The following is a 21824-nucleotide window of genomic DNA, read 5'->3' on the forward strand; positions in this document are numbered from 1 at the left end:
TGCTCCTCTAACTTTGGTCGGTGAGAGAAGCTACCTATGCTACCGCAGCTTGCCCTCTAACCAACTCTGTTGAGTTGCACTTGGAAATTGAATTCACGGTTTGTTGCAGCTCCATTTTCCTGATTTAGAACAAAAACCTGCAGGTCAGGAGTGGGGCTTTGATGCATTACCACTGGGCTGTAGAGAAAGGCGCACACAGGTGCGCCTTTTTTTAATCAGTTGAGCCTCGGAAACCTCTATTGACCAGGTTGAGGCATTGGGCGAGGAGCTGGCATGTTCGTACCACCAGGAATTGGAACCGGCGTTGCTGAAACACCGCCCTGCGGAACTGCCATTGTCGGATTGGTATTGCCAACATTGGCAGACGGCATCTGTACTGCGGGATTCATCTTGCCTGTATGCATTTTGAACTGGTTATCTACCGGACGGGCTTGAACAGGCGGGTCATCCTCTTCTTCCTGGGAAAACGCAATTCCTGTCAGGCCCAAAGCTAACATGCCGGCAATGAGTAACGTGCTCATAATGAGTTTCAACGAACGGGAATGATTCATTGTTATATACCTCTCTTTTCATTATGACTGTGCAACTATTAATATCGGCCCTCTCCATCAAGGTGTCAATATTCTTAAAGTGCGCTGAATTATTCACAAGTGATGTGCTTGAAATGAAGTATATAGAAAGGCCTGATATATATTGAATCTTTCGTGAGAAATTGCGCATTCGCAATGCGTACTTTTTATCGATATGAAACACTGCAAAACGTGTAATAAGTTCATGTGAGGCTAATTAAGCCTGGGTACTTAGAGTTACATCATGTTCATCAATTTCCTGTTAGCGTTTCTGCTTGTTTGTGCTCTTTTGATGTCGGCTGACTGGTGCGGAAAAAATTGTGTACTTCAGATTTTCCGTAACGTTACCATGTTTGTGTTCGTCCTCTCTTACATTGGGACGGCTTATCTCATCGTAACAATCGGGTAGATCCTTCAGTTTCAGGCTGAAGAAAGCAAATAGTTACTTCTCGCCAACCTTGTTGGGGGATCTGCTTCCCCATAAAAGATGCAGTAGTAAGGCCAGAACTGAAGCGATGACAGCATACGCCATATCTTTTTGTGCATCCCAGATGTCACCCTGGGTTATGGCATCAAAACAGACCTCTTGTGGCTGTTTGCAAAACACAATTATCGTGATCCATTCGAGGATTTCATACCAGGCACCAATTCCGGTAATGAACAAAAAGGCTAGTAAATAGCTTACTTTTCTGGACATGCCCTGGTGGTAAAAAACCTCGAAAAATGGCACAAACACCATCAGCCCAAAAAGAAAATGGATTAAATGATCGTACTGGTTTCTTTCCCAGCCGAACCACTCTGAAACCTCGGCGAAGTAACTCATTTCATTATAGGTCATATGTGCTCCAAACAGATGCAATATGACAAATACCGTAAGACTGAGAAACGTCAGGTTATTGAAGCTGTAGCGCCTGTCCAGCCAGAGCACCACGGGAAACACAGCAGCGACGAGGATATTTTCCAGTGCCCACGTAGCAGGATCTACAGGATTGATTGCGAGAACAATCCAGAATAGAAAAAAGATCACTACCAGGCTTTTCTTGAACATATGGCGTTTTGCGTTTCATGATGAAATGAACAGTATCGCTAATCATGCAGAGAATAAGAATTTAGTGCAAATAGTTATATTGATTGAATATTTGATATTTCTACTAGACCAATAGCAGGCTTTTTCACTCAACAAAGATTGCACAACATAGATACCGGATCTATTCTGTTATTAGGGCATGACATATTTATTGTTGATAATGCCCGTAAGGCCATGAAAGACCTGATTGCAGCCATTAATGGTGAATGCTATGAAATCAAGATCATCACTCCTCGGTATCATCATTGGTCTATTTCTTTTTAGCATGGCGGTTGGTGTCCAGGCCGCAGGTAATCGTCTGAACCTGGGTATCGATGGAGAATCAACTGACGATGCTCACGATAAATGGATTGAAATACAGTCTATGGACAGAGTTAAAGCTCCACAAGGCGCTCCCGAAGGTACCAATATCGTGGGAAATAAGCTCCAGATTCATAAGGGCTACAGCATCAAGCGAATTTCTGGTGTCAATGTCCAGGTAATGAAAAGAGATGGAAGCGTAACTGGTACGGTGAGTTGTGACCCTTGTGCAGGACAAGGCGCCTGTACTCTGAGTAGCTCTGGAGGGAAGCTAGGCTGTACAAGTACCTGTGATAAGGGGTGCGTGACTGTTATAAAAATCCCGCTTCCAAAATCGCCTGCACAACAGCTACAGAAGATGCGCTAATAATAAGCACTACACGGTTCATGTATTTCTTCCATTTCAGGAATTGTCGTCGCAATTCTTTCGTGTTTACAAGTAATGTTGTTAATTCAATCGTATTTAGTTTCGTATTCCTATCGCGGCACTGACCACCAATGTACTTCAGGATGAGGAAGAGCGCTGTCTTTCACTGGGCATGGATTCTTACATCTCAAAACCTGTAGATCTCAACAAGTTATCAGAAACCCTGGAGGCTTATTTGCCAGATGTTGGTGAAAGTGCCTCTTCTTCTTAACAGGCCAAGTTGTTCTGCTCTGGTCGTTGTTTCATGGTTAACATCGACCGGTTAAGCCACAATCAAAAGCAGGTCCCTATAGATACATTGTCTGTTTCTTCATATAGAAATCAGAATCCAGAGAGCCCCTCTTGACATTGGTCAAGTCAATTTTTCTTGATTTCGGTTGAAATAGCCTTACAGGATAATAGCTCACACTTACGCCAGTCTGGTATAGGGATGTAGAGAATATGAATCAGTCGATCGATGACAGGATGAACCCCAATCCAGGCCGGGCCAAGAATAAAGGTTGTGAATCATGCAAAACGATAAAATTTTGCATGAATTCGTGGCTTGATAAGAATGCGGTCGATGCTATGGAACGGATCATGAAAAGGAAGGTCTTTTCTGCGGGCCGAAAAATATACAGGAGAGGAAATCCATCGCAGTCATTTTACGTTGTCCAGTCTGGCACCGTGAAAGTGGAGAGAATTCTGGGTGACGGTCGTCACTATGTGCATGGCTTTTATCATAGTGGGGATGTATTCGGCATCGAATCATTTTGTCATCAAAGCTATTGTAATGATGCAACCGCACTTGATGATACGCAGATTTGTGCGATCGAACGTAGCCAATTTGAGTTGCTCAGTGCAACAAATCCACAAGTACAAAAGATGATTAGTCAGTTAATCAGCAGTGAATTGCGTCTGATTGAGAAGCGATTGATTGACAGGTATCTCGATGTTGAGAAGTAGTTGTTGATATTTTTGCATGACCTGACCAAGCGATGCTGTGAGTCTTTCTCTGAAGATCGCAGGTTCTCTCTGCCAATGTCTCAATATGATATCGCCAGCTACTTGGGAGTGCGCCATGAGTCTGTCTGTCGTGCATTAAAAAAGATGCAGCGGCAGGGAGTTATCCAGAAAAAATCCAAGAATATTGAAATCATCAATATTGATAATGCATTATCGCCGTTGCATCTTTGATTGAGAAACACTGTTTATTTCCTTGGCGAGAGCACTGTATATACTTAATCACTCTTGAAGGTCCGAGTGGCAATCAACGCACTTCAGCAACCTCGATGCTTCCGGGGAGTACAGAGACTCTCAAGTGCCATTTCTGTGAAAACTTACCGATGCATGCACTCGTTTTTTCACCATCCTGAAAGTTCACGTCGATATTGAAACCCTGTGCAGGCTCGTGGTTCAGGGTAATCACTCTTCTTTCACCCGGCTTGATTTGAACGGCCATGATTTTTTCCTGCAAATCCATGTTTCCGTGTTCAATGGTTACTGAAGGTAAGATGTGCTCAGTCATATTTAAAATTACGACATAGAGTGGCTTGGCCGGATAGTGAAGCCCGATCCACCAGTTGGCAGAAATGACAGCCGTTACGACGACAAATGCCGCTGTAAGAAGTATCTGCCTTAAGCTCAGCTGAATGGTCATGGATTGATACCTCGATATCTCATGACGTGGTTTAGAGAAAGTGATGGTCTGTAGTCGGGTGGTCTCAACAGGGGCTGCATATTTTCTATAATGCGTATTTTAGAGAGTTCTCTGTGGATGACATTGAAAAAAGGCAATGTAGTCTGTTTTTTGGGGTGGGAGGCTGGTTTGGTTTATGGAGGAGAGAGAGTCCCCCATACTAAAGTCCAGTAAAATTCACAGGAATCTACAAATACCAGTAATTATAGGCTCATACCCTGATGGCGAAGGACTCTATCTTCAAATTACTAAGACTGGGGCCAAGTCTTGGTTTTACCGCTATGAAGTTGGCGGGAAAGGACGTAAAAAGGGATTGGGTGCCTACCCAACAATCACCCTTGAAAAAGCACGTACTGCCGCGCATGAATGTCGCCTGTTGAGACAGCAAGGGCTTGACCCTATCGATTACGCAAAGCAACTGGAAGAAAAAAGATAGCCAAGGAGCAACTTGATAAAGCACAGATCAAGACTTTCAAAATTTGCGCTCTTGAGTACATAGACTCTAGAAAAGCTGAATGGTCAAATGCCAAACACGCACATCAGTGGAGTCAGTCCCGAGTGAGGCTCAATGGAGTGGCCATAGAGTTATATGTTCTGAAAATATACTTGCGAATACCCTTGACTTCATAGGCCCAAGCCCATACCTTAGAGTTTAGCTAGAAAGTTAGTCTTTTGTTTACATTCTCCATTTCGCAGTCTTATTCGTAATTCCTCGTCCTGTAGTTTCTTAAGTTCCAGCCTATCTTCCCGCTATTCAAGCCTCTTGAAGAGGTACTTATTCTTAAATTTCAGGAAATTATTATGTCAAATACAGTTAATGGAACTGTTAAATGGTTCAATGAAGCAAAAGGCTTCGGATTTATTGAGCAGCAATCTGGTCCGGATGTTTTCGCTCACTTTAGTGCAATTGCCAGTTCAGGCTTCAAAACTCTGGTAGAAGGCCAGAAAGTTGAGTTCACGGTAACTCAAGGTCCAAAAGGACCTCAGGCCGAGAATATCATCGCCGTGTAAACCGCTGCGACGTATCAGTATCTCTATAGATGCTATACAACAAAAAAAGAGTACGCCCGAAACGGCTTGCTCTTTTTTTATTCCCCCAGGAAAAAGTTAAGTTACTCAAATTGATTAATACCCGGCCATCCAATTGATGTTACTGTGTACTGTACACATACCATCTCTGGCAACTTCCTTGCCAGGCAGCAGGATTTCAAATGGTTCGTAGGAGGAACTGTTTGCCCCTTGTTGATCATTCCGTTGTAACGCGTTATCAGGCATGCCTGGCTGGACCGGGCTGTAGTGAATGGCGCGACGATTTTTTCTCATTAATTTAGGGAGCAAGATCATGGGTAGAGAACAAAAAGGAAATAAAGAGGCCAAGAAGAAACCGGCCATGACGCTGCAAGAGAAACGCGCAGCGAAGAAGTCAAAGAAGGAATCCTCAAATTTATTTAAGAATGACCGGGCGCGGTAAGCCTTTTCCAGGCAGACAGGATTTATTCTCGTCTGCTCTGGTTATTGCATCAATATCGATTCCGCACGACTTGAATAGAGCCTGTTTTACATGGCTGCTCTAATCTCAAGTGAGTTGCGTTGCACCAATGAGCAGGACTCGGCATGCAGCCACGCCGACTTTGAACATACCTTCCAGGAGATATAATGATTTCATTCCCCAGGCTTGAGTGTTGGAATCCCACTACCAACGTGGCGACCGTTGCGGCCGATGTAGACAAAAATCGTGTGCTTTGCCGGATCTCGCTGAAGATATTGAGAGATCAATTCGGTGCCTCAGAGAAGAAGCCCATGCAATTCGTTGTACAGCATCGAACGGAAATACAAGACGCTGCAAGAAAGCTTATAGAGAACAGTGTCTTTGAAAAGGATGGCTCTGTTCTAATTCGCGCTTGCGACTTCACAGATTCAAAGCCGGGCCAGACATAGACAAGTTGCCGATAAGATTGACCTGCTCCCTCCGCCAAATACCGGGTACACGACACCGGATCCGATAGTTCAAATCGTCTCATCTCATGATAATCCCACGCATTGAGCTCTTTGAATGGCTCCAAAATAATCACGAACGCGCTCAGTACGTTCTGGCCTCAAGCAAAATGAAAGGCCTATCCAAACAAGAATATGACGAACTGGTGCAATACAATCTTGAACCAGAACTTGATCTTGGACGGGGCGACCCCGTGGCGCTAACGAATTCAAACAAATTCTGATGGAGATTTATGATTGCGGGATGGAGAACATCGTTTCTGCCTCAGGTGGCACCCAGGCCAATTTTCTCGTATTTCTGTCGACACTGAAAAAAAAAGATGAATTCATCGTAGAGCAGCCCGGTTACCAACCGATGTGGCTAACACCAAAGATGATGGGTGCTCGAAAAATTCTGTGGCCCAGGCGATTTGAAGATGGATTTCGTCTGGATATTGACGCGCTGGAAGAACTGATCACCGACAGGACGAAGCTCATCGTGCTGACCAATCCGAATAATCCAACCGGGGTGGTGGCAGACAGGGAATCTGAAATCAGAAAGATCGCCGAGATCGCAAAGGCTAAAGGCACTTATGTTCTGATCGATGAGATTTTCCTCGATGGTGCGGACAAACAACAGGTATCTGCCTATGGACTGCCTAACGTCATCATTACCAGCAGTATGACCAAGGTTTACGGTCTGGGAGGCCAGAGGACGGGCTGGATAATCGCACTAAAAATAATTGCTGCCAAGTGTCAGCATGCCAAAGCTCATACCAATGGTTCTTCTTCCTATGTCGGGGAATTGATGAATGCCCACGCTCTGCGCAAAGCCAGAAAACTTCTTGTGCAAAGATTTCATAAGCTTTCAACTTCCAACCTCCTGGTGCTTGATGAATGGATGGAGGCCAATCAGGATATCGTGGAATGGGTGCGGCCTCACGGCGGGATAATGTGCTTCCCGAAATACAGAGTCAATATGTCTTCAATAGAACTTTGCAATATGTTGCTTGATGATCACGGCGTTATGGTAAATCCCGGAGAATATTTTAATATGGATGGCCATATCAGGCTTGGCTATGCCTGCTCAGAAGATGTGTTAAGAAACGGCCTCAATGCACTGGGTAATGGTTTGAAGGCGTTGGGTTCAGGTTAACAGAGGTTGCCCGGGAACTCAGGGCGAGTTCTGTCAGACACACAAATGCTACTGCATACCAGTGCTGTTATGCACTTTTATGCCAATTTTTGAACTCACCGACATCCATGCCCCGTTTACTGTATGATGAACATGCTTTCCTTTAGCTCTCCTTTGGCCGTTACTGGGCCCATCTTTAGCTTTCCTTTAGCAAACCTTAAGCTCTTGTCTGGTTTTTCAGATGATCTATACCTTTCAAGAAATCGATTAAGCCGTCTTAGAACAATGGCTCGCCATTTGTGAGTCAGCTGAGTATTCGGAACTCAGCAGATACGATTATTTCGAATACTCTGTATGCGAATAACTGCATTCTGAATGTCGTTGTCCCCACTTTGTGTTCGTGATGCAAAACGACCCATGGATACAAGCGATTAGCTGATATCAATATCAGGTATAGCAATAGATTTTCTATTCTATCGGACTCTTCTCCATGGCAAGTCAGTTATTCGTGCTGACAGCTTGTCTGCCTGACTTATCCAGATGAGCAGCATCAATACTCGACAATAATATTCTTAGGAGAAATGACTATGTCTAAACACATAAGAACTGCACTGCTTCTAGCTGCAGGCACTGGATCTCGCCTGCGCCCATTAACCCTTGATGCGCCAAAATGTCTTACGGAAGTGAGCGGTGAACCGATTCTGGGTCGGTTGATTGATAATTTACGCTTGCAAGGCATTAAACGCCTGGTGGTTGTCACTGGCTACCTTGATGAGTGTATCCGTGAATTTCTCGGAAAAAATGCGCCTGATCTACAGGTCGACTACATATTCAATCCAGTCTACAGAACAACCAACAACATCTATTCTCTCTGGCTAGCACGCAAAGCCATTGAAGAATCCTTTGTGTTGATAGAGAGCGATCTTGTTTTTGAGGAATCAATGCTGGAGCGCATGCTTGTGCCTGACAAAATTGCGATTTCGAAAATTTTGCCATGGATGAATGGTACCGTTGTTGAGCTCAACTCAAATAATAGTGTTGCAGCATTTCATGTTAGTCATGACGTTAATGATGCGAAACGTTATAAAACCGTTAATATTTACAGCTTGTCCTCACAGAGTTGGCAGAGAATAACAAAACGATTAGACCAGTATGTGGCTGATAATCAAGTGAATGAATATTATGAGACAGTATTCGCAGATATGGTAAGAGATGGGTCGCTTGAGTTTGATGCGGTATTCTTTGATAAGAATAAATGGTATGAGATTGATTGCGTGAAAGATTTGCATGAAGCAGAGCTGATGTTTCCTCGCGTACCTTTGGATACAATTTCAGAGACTGCTCACTTGGGACATACATCCTGCCTTAGCCCGGCAAAAAGCACCAATATTCCTAAACTAGAAAACAAACGATTGCGTTCAGATAAAATTGTTCATATCGGCAAGCTGGCACCTGGAGAAAAACCATGACGGCTGTACAAGAGTCATCAGTGGCGCCGCCAACAATACTGTCATTTGCAAAAGACCTGGCCAACCTCTGTTCTCTGGCGGGGCTTTTTTCTGCAGTTCTGGCAATCTATTTCGCCATCACGAACAATTTTCCTGCCGCAATGATTGGGTTGGTTTGGGCCGTATTCTTTGACTGGAGCGATGGCAATATCGCACGGCGCATGAAGAACAGAACTGATAATCAGAGAATGTTTGGTGGGCAACTTGACTCACTGATTGATATTGTCAGTTTTGGTGTTTGTCCTGCTGTGGTTTTATTAAGTTACGGTGACTTTAATCCCTGGTTCTTACCAGGCGCTTTTATTATTGTTGCGGCAGGTGTTCTTAGATTAAGTTATTTCAATGTCTATGGCCTGGTTAGCAAAACCAGCTATCAGGGTTTGGCTATTGATAATAACGGGATTCTTCTGGCACTGCTTTTTGTATTTCATGGCCTCATCAGTTCGTCTGTGTTTACCGCAGTGCTATACATTTTAATACTGACATTGGCAGCTTTAAACGTGTCACCGGTTAAAACTCCAAAATTGAGTAGTGGAGCATGGTATTACGGCATTGTTACTTACACTCTCATTTTGACTATTTTTTATAGCTGGCAGTTACTAAAGTAATATAAAAGTGCAGTAGAACTTCTGTCCGTTTTGGGCAGTAGTTAGCATTAAATCAGCGGGTTTACGGATCATTGTGTGAGGGCTCTAAACAATGAAGTTATCGTCCAACATTAAGAGTCTAGAGGGAATGAGCCCAAATGATATCGGGCTATCCGAATTCCAATGAAATGAGGATATTTAAATGACTGAACAAGACAAAATTACGATGGACAAATATGGTATTTCAAGCTCATCTAAGGCAGTGTATTTTTATAAGGACCACAAGTACGAAAGGCTTACAGATGCGATCAATTATGCCAAGATTGATATAAAACGGGCTAAAGAGGATGCCGATCCTACCAAGCCAGCCTGACAATTGGGCTTGTATTTAGCCTAAATTCCCTCAGACATCAGCTACGCAGTACCTGAAGGTCTGCACGCCGTGCAATCCTTCAGAGGGAAAGGTCGGTCTCACCATGCCGTTGAATATAATGATGGTGCCAAAAGTCTGAAGATTCTCGCCCACAGTGTCTTAGCCTTGCTGTGCCGTTTGGTCGCCGTACTCAACAGTCCATTACATCCGAAACATTGAATGTCCACTTCTGGCCGAAAGCAGTCATTCCACGACTACAATTTCTCAAGCACTTCACCACTTTTCTTCAACAGCTCCGAAACCGCTCTTCTAGCGGCCGTACTTATCGTAAAGCCATGTAGGTGAGAATGGTGAAGATAATCCAGGCACAAGGAATGATCATTAGTAGCAGGTAACCCCGGTTTCTCAATAGTAGCAATATCCCAATTGTCGCTATTGCTGTCGGATCCGGTGCGATGGTGACGAGTTCGATTCCTCTAAAGCTTCTTCCAGCAAGCAGCAGTACGACCGGGTGAATCATGTATGCATAGATGATAATCAGCCATCCGCTAATTGCCCTTGCAGTAGAGCCATGCGCCCTGTTCGGGGTATTTTCTGTCATCGCGGCTGAAATAACCAACAGGAGAGATTCCCCATAAAAGAGGTAAGCCAACGCCTCCACCAGCGGGTTTATTTGCGCATAAAAGCCCCTCAACATCCATAAACCGACAAACACCCAGATCAGGGCCAGCCACAAGAGGACTGCCTTTTGAGCCACTTGATGTCGTGAGCGAATCAGCCAAATGGCAACCATGGCAGACAGGAGCAGCGGGGCCTGGTATGGCCACAGCGCAGAGTTTGACTGCTCGAACAGCCTGAAATAGGTCTCGGGAGAAAAAATCAGGAAATCATTGAGTGAATACGAAAGCCAGTGATCCATCACAAGGCGGCAATATATTTGACGAGCGTCTCGCGCATCTTCTGTTCAGGAACAATCCCCCTCATTGCGCTCATATTTTCAAACAGGTGATCTAAACGCGTTGTTGCCGGAATAGCACAAGTGACCGCAGGATGTGAAACAATAAACTTTAGCAGCAACGAGGCCCAGTTATCACACTCGAACTCTCGTGCAAAACCAGGCAGGGGATGTTTCTTGGCCCAATCGACCAGGCTTCCACGCTGGAAAGGACGGTTGGCGATAAAGGCTATACCACGCTCCCTGGCGATCGGAAGAATGCGCTGTTCCACTTCACGGTCAATCGCATTGTATGTCGCCTGGACAAAATCGATCGGCTGGGTAAGCATGATTTTTTCCAACTCTGCATGTCGTCGCCCATGCGATGTCGTTACACCGACATAACGCAATCGACCCAGCTGTTTCATTTCAAACAGGGTTTCCAGGTGCCCTTGCCATGACAGCAGGTTGTGCACCTGTAATAGATCGAACTGATCGACTTTCCAGAGGTTTCTCGACGCTTGGATTTCAGCTGCCCCATCCTCAACCGAAGTGGTCCAGACTTTTGTCGCAGAAAACAATCCATCTACGTATTTGAGATTTTCCAGACAGTAACCCAGGTTTCTTTCAGAAGAACCATACATCGGGGAAGAATCGATAATACCGCCACCGAGTTGGAAAAAAATCCGTAGTAACTCGGTGCGTTGTTGTAACACTTCGACGTCATGACCGACATTGAAAGAGACAAAGCTGCCCATACCAATTGCAGGCAGCTTTTCACCGCTCGAAGGAATGACCTTGAGCAGTGGGTCTGCATGAACACTTGCAGCGAGTCGGTCAAGCTGTGCCAAGCCGAGACACGCAGCTATTGCCTGGAGGAAATGCCGTCTATTCATTCTTTTCCCGTGCCATATATACATCGTAAACATAGCTCATAATCCTATTCATGAGCCAACTACCAGACACCATTTGAGCTGCCCAAAACGAGTTGTCCAGCTTGAATGTTAGTTCATCGCCGGTTTTATCTCCAATGGAACGATGGATTCCTGTGCTGGAGGTTGATGATCCAGCGAGCTATGTGGTCGTTTGGTGTTGTAATGCCTTCTCCATCACATCTCTGGTTTAGAGAACGCATCCAGAATTATATTAGTAGAACAATTGCATAACGATGAGTCGCCCATCTTCATAGGGAATCAGGCCACTCAATTTCTACATTGACGAATGTCCGTTTTCGACCAAAGACTAGAAATAGTAGGAGAGCAGGTAGAGGCACAGCAGGATTGCAACCCACATCACCATGCTGCCGGTCGAGAGAACACGTGACAATATGCCAGTCGGACCATGATGCCGGTAGAGATTGGATATGATGCTCTCGACCCTGTTTTTCATGCGTCGCTCCATGCTCTTCTGGGCGACCGAGGCATGAATACTGAATTCCTCTGTCAGTTCCTTGAAGAACTTGCGATAGAACCAGTCGAAATCGAGGCTGATGGTTAAGGTGCGTTTCATCATCTTGAGCATCACGAAGAAAGCGAAACCGGCAAACAACAGGAGTTGCAGTTGTGTCACCAGGTGGTCGATTGTGTAGGGTTGATAGTCAACCGCGTAGGGTAAGATGGCATACAGCGGATCCGGATAGATGCCTATGGCGATACACAAGAAAGAGAAAATCCACATTGCCATACGCAGGTTGACCGGAGGCTCCGGTGGTCTCAATCCCGAATCTTTCTGAAAAAAGACAAACCAGGGGAACTTGATTCCTGCGTGCAGGAAGACGCCTGCCGATGCTGCGAGCAGCAGCATCCACACCAGTGCGAGGCCTTCATGTGCAGCAGCCGAGGTCTCCAGTGACTTGGTAACAAAACCCGATGTAAATGGAAATGCAGAGATCGCCAATGCACCGACGATGCCGTGGAATGCTGTCAGCGGCATACTCTGGAACAGTCCACCGAGATCGGTGCATTTGCGTTTGCCTGTCATCATCAATACGCTGCCGGCCGACATGAGCAGCAGCGCTTTGTAGATAATGTGTGCAAAGGCATGGGCGGCTGCGCCATTGAGAGCCATCTCGGTACCGATACCGATTGCTGTCACCATGAAACCAACCTGGTTAACAATGCTGTAGGCAAGAATGCGTCGCATGTCATTTTCAAGCAGGGCGTAGATGATGCCGTAGAACACCATGTAGAGACCAATCCAGATCAGGATTTCAGTTCCGGGAAAGCCGACCAGCAGGGCGAAGACAGCGGTTTTGGTGGTGAAGGCAGAGAGAAATACGGTACCACTGGGGCTCGCTTCAGGATAGGCATCTGCAATCCACGCCGACAGTGGCGGGGCACCGGCATTGACCAGGAAGCCTGCAAGAATCAGCCAGGTCGCAGTTGAATCAGCCGTCATGGCGACGAATTGTGTTGAGCCGGTTTCGATCACGTAGGCAACAATACCTGACATCAGGATGACGCCGCCAAGCAGGTGTACCAACAGGTAGCGCATGCTCGCCCTGTAGGCGCTATGCGTGCCCGCAGCCCAGATAACAAGGGTAGAGCCGAGAGCCATGATCTCCCAGAAGATGAAGAGTGTGATCAGGTCGCCAGCAAAAGTAACGCCAACCGCAGCGCCTGCATAGACAAATGCAGCCGTCAGTTCAATTGTTCGTGCCTGCTTGAGTGCATATAGCCCACCAGCAAAAGCCATGATGCTGAAGATGGTGGCAAACAGGCGTCCTTCGGTACTTGAGCGAACAGGATCAAGACTGTAATCGAGAAAGCCGATTTGCAGGTTACTTCCATCCGGCAGCAGCCATACCAATGCCAGTGTCAGGATTGGAAGTGACATTACCAGCAGTGATCTCCTTGCATCGCTGACGAAAGGAATCAGGAAAGCGCCGAGGATCATGATCAATCCTGGTGGAAAGGCAAACTCACTCATCGTAGTAAGTATCCTTTCGCTTGAGGAAGATACCGAGAATCTTTGCAGCGGCAACCATCGCTGCACATGTCAGAAAGCCGTACCAGGCAAAGAATCCCCAGCTCGCATCAATCGACATTCCCTGGTCTTCAAAATGGGGATGATGATGCATAAAGAACTCGGGGAGCAGGGCGAGAGCCAGGATCAGCAGCTGGATGAGCCACAGCTTGATGCGGTTCTCTTCACGATAGAGCCAGTGTTTCTTTTCACTCATGGCTGTACTACCTCACGTGCCAGTTCCAGTGGCACTTGTGGGAAAAGGAATAACAGCAGGGTAAGAGCGGCTGTTGCTGACAGTGCCAGGACAATAGGCAGCGGTGCTTCACCATGCGGATGTTGGGCGCTCTCTGTCGACTCCTGCTTGAAAAAGGCGGCATAGATAATAGGAATGAAATAGGCCGCATTCAACAGGGTAGAGAGGATGATAACGCCAATGGCAACAATTTGATCCGCCTCGAAGGCTCCCATCAGCATGTACCACTTGGAGATAAAGCCGGCAGCAGGAGGCACACCAATCATTGAGAGAGCGCCAATGGCAAAAGCACCCATGGTCCATGGCATACGCTTGCCAATGCCATCGAGCTGGCTTATCTCTGTTTTGTGTGCAGCCGTATAGATTGAACCGGCAGCAAAGAAGAGTGTGATTTTGCCGAACGCATGGGCAGCAATATGCAGAGCCGCACCCATTGCAGAGATGGGCGCCAGTATCGCAACGCCAAGAATTACGTAGGAGAGCTGACTGATAGTCGAGTAGGCGAGACGGCGTTTGAGATTGTCCTGCCTGAGTGCGATCAGCGAGGCCGTGATTATGGTAAAACCGGCCGCGTAGAGCAGCCAGTGGGTCCATGGCTGCGCCTGCAACAGGTCGATACCGAAAATGTAGACGGCAATTTTAACCACGCTGAACACACCTGCCTTGACCACGGCAACCGCGTGCAGCAATGCACTGACAGGTGTGGGTGCGACCATGGCAGCCGGAAGCCAGCGGTGAAACGGCATCAATGCCGCCTTGCCGATACCGAACATGTAGAGCAACAGCATCAGGCCGAGTAGGGCATCTTGCAGTTTACCGTCGAGAATACCGCCGGCAGTAAAGTCGGTGGTACCGGCAACAGACCAGGTCCAGATGATTGCCGGCATCAGCAGGCCGATAGAGGTACCGATCAGAATGCCCAGGTAGGTGCGTCCTGCAGTCATGGCATCGTCTGTACCCTTGTGAGTAACCAGCGGGTAAGTCGACAGGGTCAGCATTTCATAAAAGATAAACAGGGTCAGCAGGTTTGCCGAAAACGCAATGCCGACAGCCGCACTCAATGCAATCGTGAAGCAGATGTAGAAACGCGTCTGGTGCTTCTCGTTATTGGCGCGCATGTAGCCAATTGAGTAGAGCGAGTTGATTGGCCATAGCAGTGAAGCAATGCCTGCGAATAGCATGCCCAGCGGCTCGACCTTGAATGCGATGGAGAGTCCAGGCAGCATCTCGACCAGGGTGACTGCAGGACGTCCTCCATCCAGAATTGTCGGCAGCAGGGAGAAAACGCTGATCAGCAACAACAGTGATGTAACGATGGTCACTGCTTCACGCAGATTGGGTCTGTTACTGGTCAAGAGGACGCCTACACCACCAGCTAATGGCAGGAACAGCGATGCAAGAATAGCCGTTTCAGGTGACAGCATCATGGTGAGACTCCCAGAAGCTGAGCAGCTGCTTTGGATGCAATACCTGCTGTCAGGCTACTGTCGATACCGACATAGAAGTTGACCATGATCAGTAACCAGGTCGGTATCAGCATGGTCAGCGGAGCCTCGCTGATTGAAGCGGGTCCATTGTAGGGCTTGAAATAGGCTGTTTCGACAATACGCCAGATATAGACAACGGCCATCAGCGAGCCTGCGAGTACGACAACGACGATGGGCCAGTATCCCTTATCAAGTGCTGCAAGCACCAGGTACCACTTACTGATGAAACCAGCGGTCAGTGGAACGCCTATCAGGCTGACACCCCCGGCAACAAATGCAGCCATTGTCCATGGCATACGCTTGCCCAGGCCTGCAATGTCTCCGATGAGGACAGAGTTGAGGCGATAGATAATGCAGCCTATAGCCATGAACAGGGCGGACTTGATGATCGCATGGTTGAACAGGTGAACCAGGCCGGCGGTCAGGCCGGTGACCGTTCCAAGGCTGATGCCAACGACGATATAACCGATCTGCGCAATACTAGAGTAGGCCAACAGGCGTTTGAGATTCTCCTGGAAGATAGCCACCATCGAGCCGATGAGTATGGCGGCCATCCCCAGGATGATCAGAATCTCCGCGACCGGCATGGTGCCAAGCACGAAATCGACACCGAAAATGGTAAACAGCACGCGCAGCAGAACGTAGGCTGCGACCTTGGTTGCGGTTCCTGCCAGCAATGCAGAGACAGCTGATGGTGCGTAGGTGTAGGCGTTTGGCAGCCAGCTGTGCAGTGGAAAGAGTGCCAGCTTGAGGCTGATGCCGACTGTCAGGAATGCAAGTGCGGTGAGCACGGTACGTGATTCATTGACGGCCGGCAGACGTTCGGCAAGATCGGCCATGTTGAGTGTGCCGGTCATCATGTAGAGCAGGCCGATACCGATCAGGTAGAAGGTTGCACCGAGGGTGCCCATGATGAGGTACTGGAAAGCGGCAGACAGCGCACGACGATCCTTGCCCAGGCTCACTAGTGCATAACTGGATAGTGAAGAGATTTCGAGGAATACAAACAGGTTGAAGGCGTCACCGGTGATGGTGATGCCGAGCATGCCGGTATAACAGAGCAGGAAAGCAGCATAGAAAAGATACTGCATCTTGATGTTAATTTCGTCAGCTACACTGCGCGCAGCGAAAGGCAGTACAAGGGCACCAATGGTTGTAATGATGAGCAAGACGTAGCTGCTTAGCGCATCAACCCGGTACTCGATACCCCAGGGAGCTGCCCAGCCACCGATTGCATAACTGATGACGCCACTTTCGCTGGTTTGCCATACAAGTTGACCGGCTATGCCAAGCGAGACCAGCATGACCAGCATTGTGAGCAGCCAGCATGCCCTTGGATTTTTCAGCAGCACACAGGCTGGTGCCGCCAGCAGCGGAATAACGACCTGCAGAATCGGGTAATGGGTGGCCAGTGTCATAGTTCGTTATCCGACTCGCTGATCGCTTCCTCATCAACTGTGCCATAGGCCTCTTTTATCCGTACCACCAGGGCGAGAGCCAGCGCTGTGGTGGCAACACCAACAACAATCGCGGTCAGTATCAAAACGTGTGGCAGTGGATTGGAATAGATAGCATTGCTGCTTCCCTCGACGACAATCGGTGCTGTACCACCATCAACCTTGCCCATGCTGATATAGAGAATAAATACGGAAGTCTGAAAAATATTCAGGCCGGCAATTTTCTTGATCAGGTTACTGGATGAGATAACCACGTAGAATCCCGCCATCATCAGAACGATAACAATCCAGTAGCTGTAGAGTCCAAGGAGATCGTTCATTGTTTTGTTGTTTTCCGTCCGGCAAAGAAGAAGTAGATGGTAATCATTGCAGCCGCTACCGTGATGCCGACACCCAGTTCAATTAGCAATATACCCAGATGCTGACCATGTACAGGATCATGCGCAAGTACACCGTAGTCGAGGAAGTTGCCTCCGAGCAACAGGCTGGCGACGCCTACGCCACCGTAGATCAATACACCGGAAGCCAGCATGACACGTACCACCCATGGCCGGATAACCTGCTTGAGTGCTGCCAGACCGAAGATCAGACCGTATAGAATCAGGGAGGCAGAAAAGATCACACCGGCCTGAAAGCCTCCGCCGGGTCCGTAATCGCCGTGGAACTGAACATAGAAGGCAAACAGCATGATCAGGGGGATCAGGATCTTGGCGACAGTACGTAGAACAAGGTGATATCTCATGACTGTTCTTTATCCTCGTCCGGACTTCGACGCCTGCGGTTCATCAGCAGAACCATGACAGCGATTCCGGCCGTAAAAATGACCGCGACTTCACCCAGGGTGTCAAAGCCACGATAGCTTGCAAGCACCGAGGTGACCATGTTGGGTACACCGACTTCGTTTGGTGAGTCATTGATGTACCTGGGAGCCACGTGCTGTTGTACGGGCGCATCCGGGTCACCGTAATGCGGCATGTCGAATGTGCCATAGATGAGTGTCACGCCTGTCAGGATGACCACGATGATCGGTATCAATGCACGCGGTCGCCTCGGCTCACGCCGCAGTCTGCCTGTCAGACTCAGTGTCGCCAGCATCAGCACAGTTGAGATTCCAGCACCGACTGCTGCCTCGGTAAAGGCGACGTCGACCGCATCCATGACAACGAATATGATTGCCGTGACGAGACTGTACAGGCCGGCCAGCATGATTATCGCAACCAAATCCCTCAGATGGATAACCGCAAATGCAATCACCACCAGGAAGGCCAACAGCATGTAGGTGATCACGTGTTCGATGACGCACCTCCATCCTCTTTCAGTAGGGGCTTCAGTTGGCCATGGAGGGCAGACTTCGCCAGGGCATGTGTTGAGGTCGGGCTGGTCAGCAGGATAAACACGGTGATCAGTAACAGTTTGACGGTCACCAGTGTCAGGCCGGCCTGGAAAGCAAGCCCGACCAGTATTGCGGCAGTTCCAAAGCTGTCAGTAATGCCGGCTGCATGCAAACGTGTATAGAAATCGGGAAAACGTAGTAAGCCGAGACTGCCGATCATGACTGCAAGGCCGCCGCTGAGAAGAAAAAACCAGCTGAGAGTGTCGGTAAGCAAATGCATTATTCCGACTCCTCCAGGCTTTCATCGCCGAGGGTGCCGTATTCAAAAAATTTCAAAATTGCGATGGTGCCAATGAAGTTGATCAGTGCGTAAACGAGAGCGATATCAAGAAAATCGGGACGTCCCATCAGAAATCCGGCAATCGCAATTGTCAGTACTGTTTTGGTACCGAAGCTGTTGAGTGCGAGGATACGGTCGTAGACAGTTGGCCCAAGCAACATGCGTAAAAGACAAAGGATCATGGCAACGGCGACAGCAAAGAGCGCAGCGGTAAACATTGTCAGTGCTCTCCCGAGATACGGGTGACACGACGATCCATTTCACCTGTCAAGAGATCATCGGCAGTACCCTGGTCGATCGCGTGGACTAGTATTTCGTCTCCGTCAACACTCATTGAGACTGTACCCGGTGTCAATGTAATCGAGTTGGCGTAGATGGTTTTCCCGAGTTCACCGGGCTGGCTTGCCTTGACAGTAAAGATGTTCGGACGGATCGGCATTTTCGGGTCGAGGATCAATTTTGCGACTGTAATGTTCGACTTGATCGTTTCCCATGCCAGCCAGGGGATGTAGGTGATGAGACGCGGAGGGTAGCTGATTCGATTGCCTTCCTGGTCAACAACATCCATGCGGTGATCGATGATAACGGTGAGAATCACAGATGCAAGACCCAGCGACAGCAGTAGCGGGTTCGTGTGACCAGACAGCAATAGCCAGATGACACTGAGGGTGATGAACAGGCTGATAATTCCTTTCATTGGTTTCGCTGCCTGTTTGGTGCCTCGTTATTTATGACCTGGCCAGCCATCATTTTACACGTATTTTTGTCAATTTCGCCTGCCCCTTATGTTGAAATGCTTTTCACTGAAAGGCAATATTCTGCACTAATAATGTTGCAGCGCCCAATAAGTTGGATAAATTCCCCGATTCGGGGTGTCAATGGGGAGAAATCAGAAAACTGTGGCACACTTGTCAGGTTAAATCGACTTAAGGAGTCATCAATGAGAGTCATACTTTTAGGCGGCCCAGGTGCCGGTAAGGGCACACAGGCCAATTACATCAAGGAAAAATACAACATTCCTCAAATTTCAACTGGCGATATGCTGCGTGCACACGTCAAGGCAGGCACCGAGCTGGGTGCAGCTGCAAAGAAGATCATGGATGAAGGCGGCCTGGTTTCTGACGATATCATCATGGGTATGGTCAAAGAGCGCATCACTGAAGACGATTGTGCAAATGGTTACCTGTTTGACGGTTTCCCACGTACCATTCCACAGGCTGAAGCGCTGAAAGCAGCTGGCGTCAGTGTTGATGCAGTTGTCGAGATCGACGTGCCTGATGCAGAAATCGTCAAGCGTATGTCAGGCCGCCGCGTGCATCTGGCTTCTGGTCGTACTTATCACGTCATCTACAACCCACCTAAGGTTGAAGGCAAGGATGACGAGACTGGTGAAGACCTGATCCAGCGTGACGATGATTCGGAAGCAACGGTCAAGGAGCGTCTGAAGATCTATCATGACCAGACAGAGCCCCTGATTGCTTTCTATACGAAGGAAGACCTCAACTACGTCAAGGTCAACGGTGTTGGCGGTGTTGACGATATTCGTGACCAGATCTTCAACGGTCTCGGTTAATCACGATACTTGAGTCTCCGGCACATTAGTGCCGAATCAGAAAAGCCGGCTATTCAGCCGGCTTTTTTGTTTGTTTCGCCACCGGGCTTGATCCGGGCACTCTCCGGAAATTCCTTTGATATGTGCCTGGCACTTCTATTTGCTAGAATGAACAGCTCCGGCAGATACTTATTCCATTCAAACTAGGGCTGATAGAGTGAAACAGGACGAAACATATTTAGTTGTCAGCATTGATGACCACCCTTTGTACCGTAAAGGAATAGCCGATCTGCTTGATATGGATGAGAACCTGCAAATGATTGGCGAGGCAGCTGACGGCATGCAGGTGCTGGAACTGGTGTTGGAAACAGATCCGGATATTGTCTTGCTGGATATCGATATGAAAGGTACCAATGGTATCGAGACTCTGAAAGCGATCAAATCCTCCAATGTTGAAACACTCGTCCTGATGCTGACCGTATCCGACAATGAAGATGATATTGTCGCTGCGTTGCGCAGTGGTGCAGACGGATATCTTCTTAAAGATATGGAGCCTGAAGATATGCTGGCAGCAATTCATGAAGCGATAGACGGGAAAATAGCCATCAGTAAGCAGCTGACGCAGATGCTGGCATATGCACTTCGTTCTGACGATGACTCCATTGACGATCTCGCCTCGGCAGGCCTGACCAACCGTGAACTTGAGATTCTGAAACATATCGCAAAGGGTGAGAGCAACAAGGTCATAGCAGACAATCTGGATATATCTGCAGCGACAGTAAAAGTCCACGTCAAACACATCTTGAAGAAGCTGAATTTACGCTCGCGGGTCGAGGCCGCAGTCTGGCTGCTCAACTTAGCTGATCCAGATCAATTAAATGTTAATTAATCTGGCAGGGTAGTAGCTATATTAGAAAACAATAACTCATTAAAGAACAATAAAAACAATAAGATACACTCCCTACTACCACCTTTGTGGTACGCCTTTCTTACTCCCTATTTGGTAACGCCTTTTCTTTTGCTATGCGCTATTAATAGCCTGTCGCCGGCTAATGAAATGCCTGGAGTTAGGTATTTTTGACCAATCAAGAGGTCTGATTTTTTTACGATGAACAGGAAGCAGTTCCTTCGTGGCAACAAGACAGAATATCGTCCGCCATGGGCTATTGACGAAGATCGGTTTACCGAGCTTTGTAACCGTTGCTCAGACTGCTTCTCTGCCTGTAAAGAAAACATCATTGAAAAAGGCCGTGGCGGCTTCCCGCAAATCAATTTCCAACAGGGCGAATGTCTGTTCTGTGGCGACTGTGTTGAACAATGTCAAACCGGTGCCTTGCAGAAAAGCAGATACGAAGCCGATGCGGCACCCTGGATGCTCAAAGTGCAGGTCTCGGATAAATGTCTGAACTTTACAGGCGTTGTCTGCCGCAGTTGTGGTGACCGTTGTGCTGAACGAGCAATTCGGTTTCGACCACAAATTGGTGGAAAACAGAAGTTACAACTGGATTATGAAATGTGTACCGGGTGCGGCGCCTGCATTGCCCCGTGTCCAGTGCAAGCAGTCAAATTAATCCCTGTTTCTGAAAGTTGGTTATCGGAACAGGAATCACTATTAGAGGTATGTGCATGAATATTTGCGGAATATTGGTTCACGCAAAACCGACGAGCTTTGATGCGGTCAGAGAACGCCTGCTGTCAGTGGATGGTATTGAAATCCATGGCATGAGTGATGAAGGCCGTGTTGTCATCACCCTTGAAGAGGATGATGAAGATGCAATGTCTGATGCATTGCACAAGGTACAGACACTTGAAGGCGTTATTTCTGCATCAATGATTTATCACCATAACGAAGACGAAGTATAA

At 47.7% G+C, this 21824-nt stretch carries 29 protein-coding genes and 2 pseudogenes; 15 read left to right on the forward strand and 16 right to left on the reverse strand.

All coding sequences use genetic code 11. The annotated features are described in order from the left end of the window. Positions 1 to 236 precede the first annotated feature (236 nt). Positions 237 to 551: a hypothetical protein gene (locus BOW06_RS05200; RefSeq protein ID WP_078454466.1), complete on the reverse strand. Its 315-nt coding sequence runs from the start codon at positions 549 to 551 to the stop codon at positions 237 to 239. A gap of 460 nt (positions 552 to 1011) precedes the next feature. Next, positions 1012 to 1617 (reverse strand): DUF2238 domain-containing protein, encoded by a 606-nt coding sequence (locus BOW06_RS05205; protein ID WP_078454467.1) that lies wholly within the window; start codon positions 1615 to 1617, stop codon positions 1012 to 1014. A 250-nt stretch (positions 1618 to 1867) separates the two neighbouring features. On the opposite strand from BOW06_RS05205, the gene BOW06_RS05210 reads away from it, so the two are divergent. From BOW06_RS05210 to BOW06_RS13355, 3 genes are all read left to right on the forward strand, one after another. Continuing rightward, positions 1868 to 2323, forward strand: a complete 456-nt coding sequence (locus BOW06_RS05210) for a hypothetical protein (protein WP_078453222.1) — start codon at positions 1868 to 1870, stop codon at positions 2321 to 2323. A gap of 501 nt (positions 2324 to 2824) precedes the next feature. Further along, positions 2825 to 3328 (forward strand): Crp/Fnr family transcriptional regulator, encoded by a 504-nt coding sequence (locus tag BOW06_RS05215; RefSeq protein ID WP_078454469.1) that lies wholly within the window; start codon positions 2825 to 2827, stop codon positions 3326 to 3328. 12 nt (positions 3329 to 3340) lie between these two features. Then, on the forward strand, positions 3341 to 3559 hold the full coding sequence (locus tag BOW06_RS13355; RefSeq protein WP_179115779.1) for a Crp/Fnr family transcriptional regulator: 219 nt from the start codon (positions 3341 to 3343) through the stop codon (positions 3557 to 3559). A 73-nt stretch (positions 3560 to 3632) separates the two neighbouring features. On the opposite strand, the gene BOW06_RS05225 is transcribed toward BOW06_RS13355, so the two are convergent. Next, positions 3633 to 4022, reverse strand: coding sequence for a hypothetical protein (locus tag BOW06_RS05225; RefSeq protein ID WP_078454471.1), 390 nt, complete (start codon positions 4020 to 4022; stop codon positions 3633 to 3635). Between the two features lie 175 nt (positions 4023 to 4197). On the opposite strand from BOW06_RS05225, the gene BOW06_RS05230 reads away from it, so the two are divergent. The 8 genes and pseudogenes from BOW06_RS05230 to BOW06_RS13055 all read left to right on the forward strand — a co-directional run bounded on the left by BOW06_RS05230 (position 4198) and on the right by BOW06_RS13055 (position 9638). Beyond that, the gene (locus BOW06_RS05230) at positions 4198 to 4497 is read left to right on the forward strand and encodes an Arm DNA-binding domain-containing protein (RefSeq protein ID WP_043115475.1); all 300 of its coding nucleotides are present in this window, start codon (positions 4198 to 4200) and stop codon (positions 4495 to 4497) included. Between the two features lie 365 nt (positions 4498 to 4862). Further along, positions 4863 to 5072, forward strand: a complete 210-nt coding sequence (locus tag BOW06_RS05235; protein WP_043115476.1) for a cold-shock protein — start codon at positions 4863 to 4865, stop codon at positions 5070 to 5072. A gap of 331 nt (positions 5073 to 5403) precedes the next feature. Then, positions 5404 to 5532, forward strand: coding sequence for a hypothetical protein (locus BOW06_RS13210; protein ID WP_256858028.1), 129 nt, complete (start codon positions 5404 to 5406; stop codon positions 5530 to 5532). A 185-nt stretch (positions 5533 to 5717) separates the two neighbouring features. Next, a complete protein-coding gene (locus BOW06_RS13360; RefSeq protein ID WP_043115478.1) occupies positions 5718 to 5999 on the forward strand; it encodes a DUF1488 family protein in 282 nt (93 codons plus the stop codon). A 253-nt stretch (positions 6000 to 6252) separates the two neighbouring features. Further along, positions 6253 to 7191: pseudogene (locus BOW06_RS05250) on the forward strand (aminotransferase class I/II-fold pyridoxal phosphate-dependent enzyme); the annotation flags it as partial. Positions 7192 to 7757: 566 nt separating this feature from the next. Continuing rightward, complete coding sequence (locus tag BOW06_RS05255; RefSeq protein ID WP_230209610.1) at positions 7758 to 8639, forward strand: phosphocholine cytidylyltransferase family protein; 882 nt, start codon at positions 7758 to 7760, stop codon at positions 8637 to 8639. Continuing rightward, entirely contained in the window at positions 8636 to 9286 is a 651-nt protein-coding gene (locus BOW06_RS05260) for a CDP-alcohol phosphatidyltransferase family protein (RefSeq protein WP_078453226.1), read from the forward strand. Before BOW06_RS05255 ends, BOW06_RS05260 begins: the two co-directional genes overlap by 4 nt. A 181-nt stretch (positions 9287 to 9467) precedes the next feature. Beyond that, positions 9468 to 9638, forward strand: a complete 171-nt coding sequence (locus BOW06_RS13055) for a hypothetical protein (protein WP_155276124.1) — start codon at positions 9468 to 9470, stop codon at positions 9636 to 9638. A 322-nt stretch (positions 9639 to 9960) separates the two neighbouring features. Here BOW06_RS13055 and BOW06_RS05265 read toward each other — a convergent pair whose 3' ends face one another. The 13 genes and pseudogenes from BOW06_RS05265 to BOW06_RS05320 form a co-directional block, all read right to left on the reverse strand. Beyond that, positions 9961 to 10557, reverse strand: a complete 597-nt coding sequence (locus tag BOW06_RS05265) for a DUF6064 family protein (protein WP_043115482.1) — start codon at positions 10555 to 10557, stop codon at positions 9961 to 9963. Further along, entirely contained in the window at positions 10557 to 11468 is a 912-nt protein-coding gene (locus tag BOW06_RS05270; protein ID WP_078453227.1) for an aldo/keto reductase, read from the reverse strand. The genes BOW06_RS05265 and BOW06_RS05270 overlap by 1 nt, the downstream gene beginning before the upstream one ends. Before the next feature lie 108 nt (positions 11469 to 11576). Continuing rightward, positions 11577 to 11681, reverse strand: a pseudogene (locus BOW06_RS13215) (integrase core domain-containing protein); the annotation flags it as partial. Between the two features lie 133 nt (positions 11682 to 11814). Continuing rightward, entirely contained in the window at positions 11815 to 13500 is a 1686-nt protein-coding gene (locus BOW06_RS05275) for a Na(+)/H(+) antiporter subunit D (RefSeq protein WP_043115484.1), read from the reverse strand. Further along, the gene (locus BOW06_RS05280; protein ID WP_078453228.1) at positions 13493 to 13753 is read right to left on the reverse strand and encodes a hypothetical protein; all 261 of its coding nucleotides are present in this window, start codon (positions 13751 to 13753) and stop codon (positions 13493 to 13495) included. Before BOW06_RS05280 ends, BOW06_RS05275 begins: the two co-directional genes overlap by 8 nt. Next, the gene (locus BOW06_RS05285) at positions 13750 to 15219 is read right to left on the reverse strand and encodes a monovalent cation/H+ antiporter subunit D family protein (protein WP_043115487.1); all 1470 of its coding nucleotides are present in this window, start codon (positions 15217 to 15219) and stop codon (positions 13750 to 13752) included. Before BOW06_RS05285 ends, BOW06_RS05280 begins: the two co-directional genes overlap by 4 nt. Next, complete coding sequence (locus tag BOW06_RS05290) at positions 15216 to 16691, reverse strand: monovalent cation/H+ antiporter subunit D family protein (RefSeq protein ID WP_143555920.1); 1476 nt, start codon at positions 16689 to 16691, stop codon at positions 15216 to 15218. Before BOW06_RS05290 ends, BOW06_RS05285 begins: the two co-directional genes overlap by 4 nt. A gap of 2 nt (positions 16692 to 16693) precedes the next feature. Further along, the gene (locus BOW06_RS05295) at positions 16694 to 17056 is read right to left on the reverse strand and encodes a cation:proton antiporter subunit C (RefSeq protein WP_043115491.1); all 363 of its coding nucleotides are present in this window, start codon (positions 17054 to 17056) and stop codon (positions 16694 to 16696) included. Continuing rightward, positions 17053 to 17478: a Na(+)/H(+) antiporter subunit B gene (locus tag BOW06_RS05300; protein WP_043115492.1), complete on the reverse strand. Its 426-nt coding sequence runs from the start codon at positions 17476 to 17478 to the stop codon at positions 17053 to 17055. The genes BOW06_RS05295 and BOW06_RS05300 overlap by 4 nt, the downstream gene beginning before the upstream one ends. Further along, positions 17475 to 18023 (reverse strand): DUF4040 domain-containing protein, encoded by a 549-nt coding sequence (locus BOW06_RS05305; protein ID WP_306292332.1) that lies wholly within the window; start codon positions 18021 to 18023, stop codon positions 17475 to 17477. The genes BOW06_RS05300 and BOW06_RS05305 overlap by 4 nt, the downstream gene beginning before the upstream one ends. Next, positions 18020 to 18349, reverse strand: a complete 330-nt coding sequence (gene mnhG / locus BOW06_RS05310; RefSeq protein ID WP_179115165.1) for a monovalent cation/H(+) antiporter subunit G — start codon at positions 18347 to 18349, stop codon at positions 18020 to 18022. The genes BOW06_RS05305 and mnhG overlap by 4 nt, the downstream gene beginning before the upstream one ends. Next, the gene (locus BOW06_RS05315; protein WP_043115496.1) at positions 18349 to 18627 is read right to left on the reverse strand and encodes an MrpF/PhaF family protein; all 279 of its coding nucleotides are present in this window, start codon (positions 18625 to 18627) and stop codon (positions 18349 to 18351) included. Before BOW06_RS05315 ends, mnhG begins: the two co-directional genes overlap by 1 nt. A 2-nt stretch (positions 18628 to 18629) precedes the next feature. Next, positions 18630 to 19106: a Na+/H+ antiporter subunit E gene (locus BOW06_RS05320; RefSeq protein ID WP_043115497.1), complete on the reverse strand. Its 477-nt coding sequence runs from the start codon at positions 19104 to 19106 to the stop codon at positions 18630 to 18632. Between the two features lie 243 nt (positions 19107 to 19349). On the opposite strand from BOW06_RS05320, the gene adk reads away from it, so the two are divergent. The 4 genes from adk to BOW06_RS05340 all read left to right on the forward strand — a co-directional run bounded on the left by adk (position 19350) and on the right by BOW06_RS05340 (position 21824). After that, the gene (gene adk / locus BOW06_RS05325; protein ID WP_043115499.1) at positions 19350 to 19982 is read left to right on the forward strand and encodes an adenylate kinase; all 633 of its coding nucleotides are present in this window, start codon (positions 19350 to 19352) and stop codon (positions 19980 to 19982) included. A 196-nt stretch (positions 19983 to 20178) separates the two neighbouring features. Continuing rightward, positions 20179 to 20850 carry a two-component system response regulator NarL gene (gene narL, locus BOW06_RS05330; protein ID WP_078454475.1) on the forward strand — a complete coding sequence of 224 codons (672 nt, stop codon included), beginning with the start codon at positions 20179 to 20181 and terminating at the stop codon, positions 20848 to 20850. A 219-nt stretch (positions 20851 to 21069) separates the two neighbouring features. Next, positions 21070 to 21591, forward strand: coding sequence for a ferredoxin-type protein NapF (gene napF, locus BOW06_RS05335; protein WP_043115503.1), 522 nt, complete (start codon positions 21070 to 21072; stop codon positions 21589 to 21591). After that, positions 21588 to 21824, forward strand: coding sequence for a chaperone NapD (locus BOW06_RS05340; RefSeq protein WP_052131956.1), 237 nt, complete (start codon positions 21588 to 21590; stop codon positions 21822 to 21824). Before napF ends, BOW06_RS05340 begins: the two co-directional genes overlap by 4 nt.

This window comes from Solemya velum gill symbiont (genome assembly GCF_002020255.1).
GTDB lineage: Bacteria > Pseudomonadota > Gammaproteobacteria > Chromatiales > Chromatiaceae.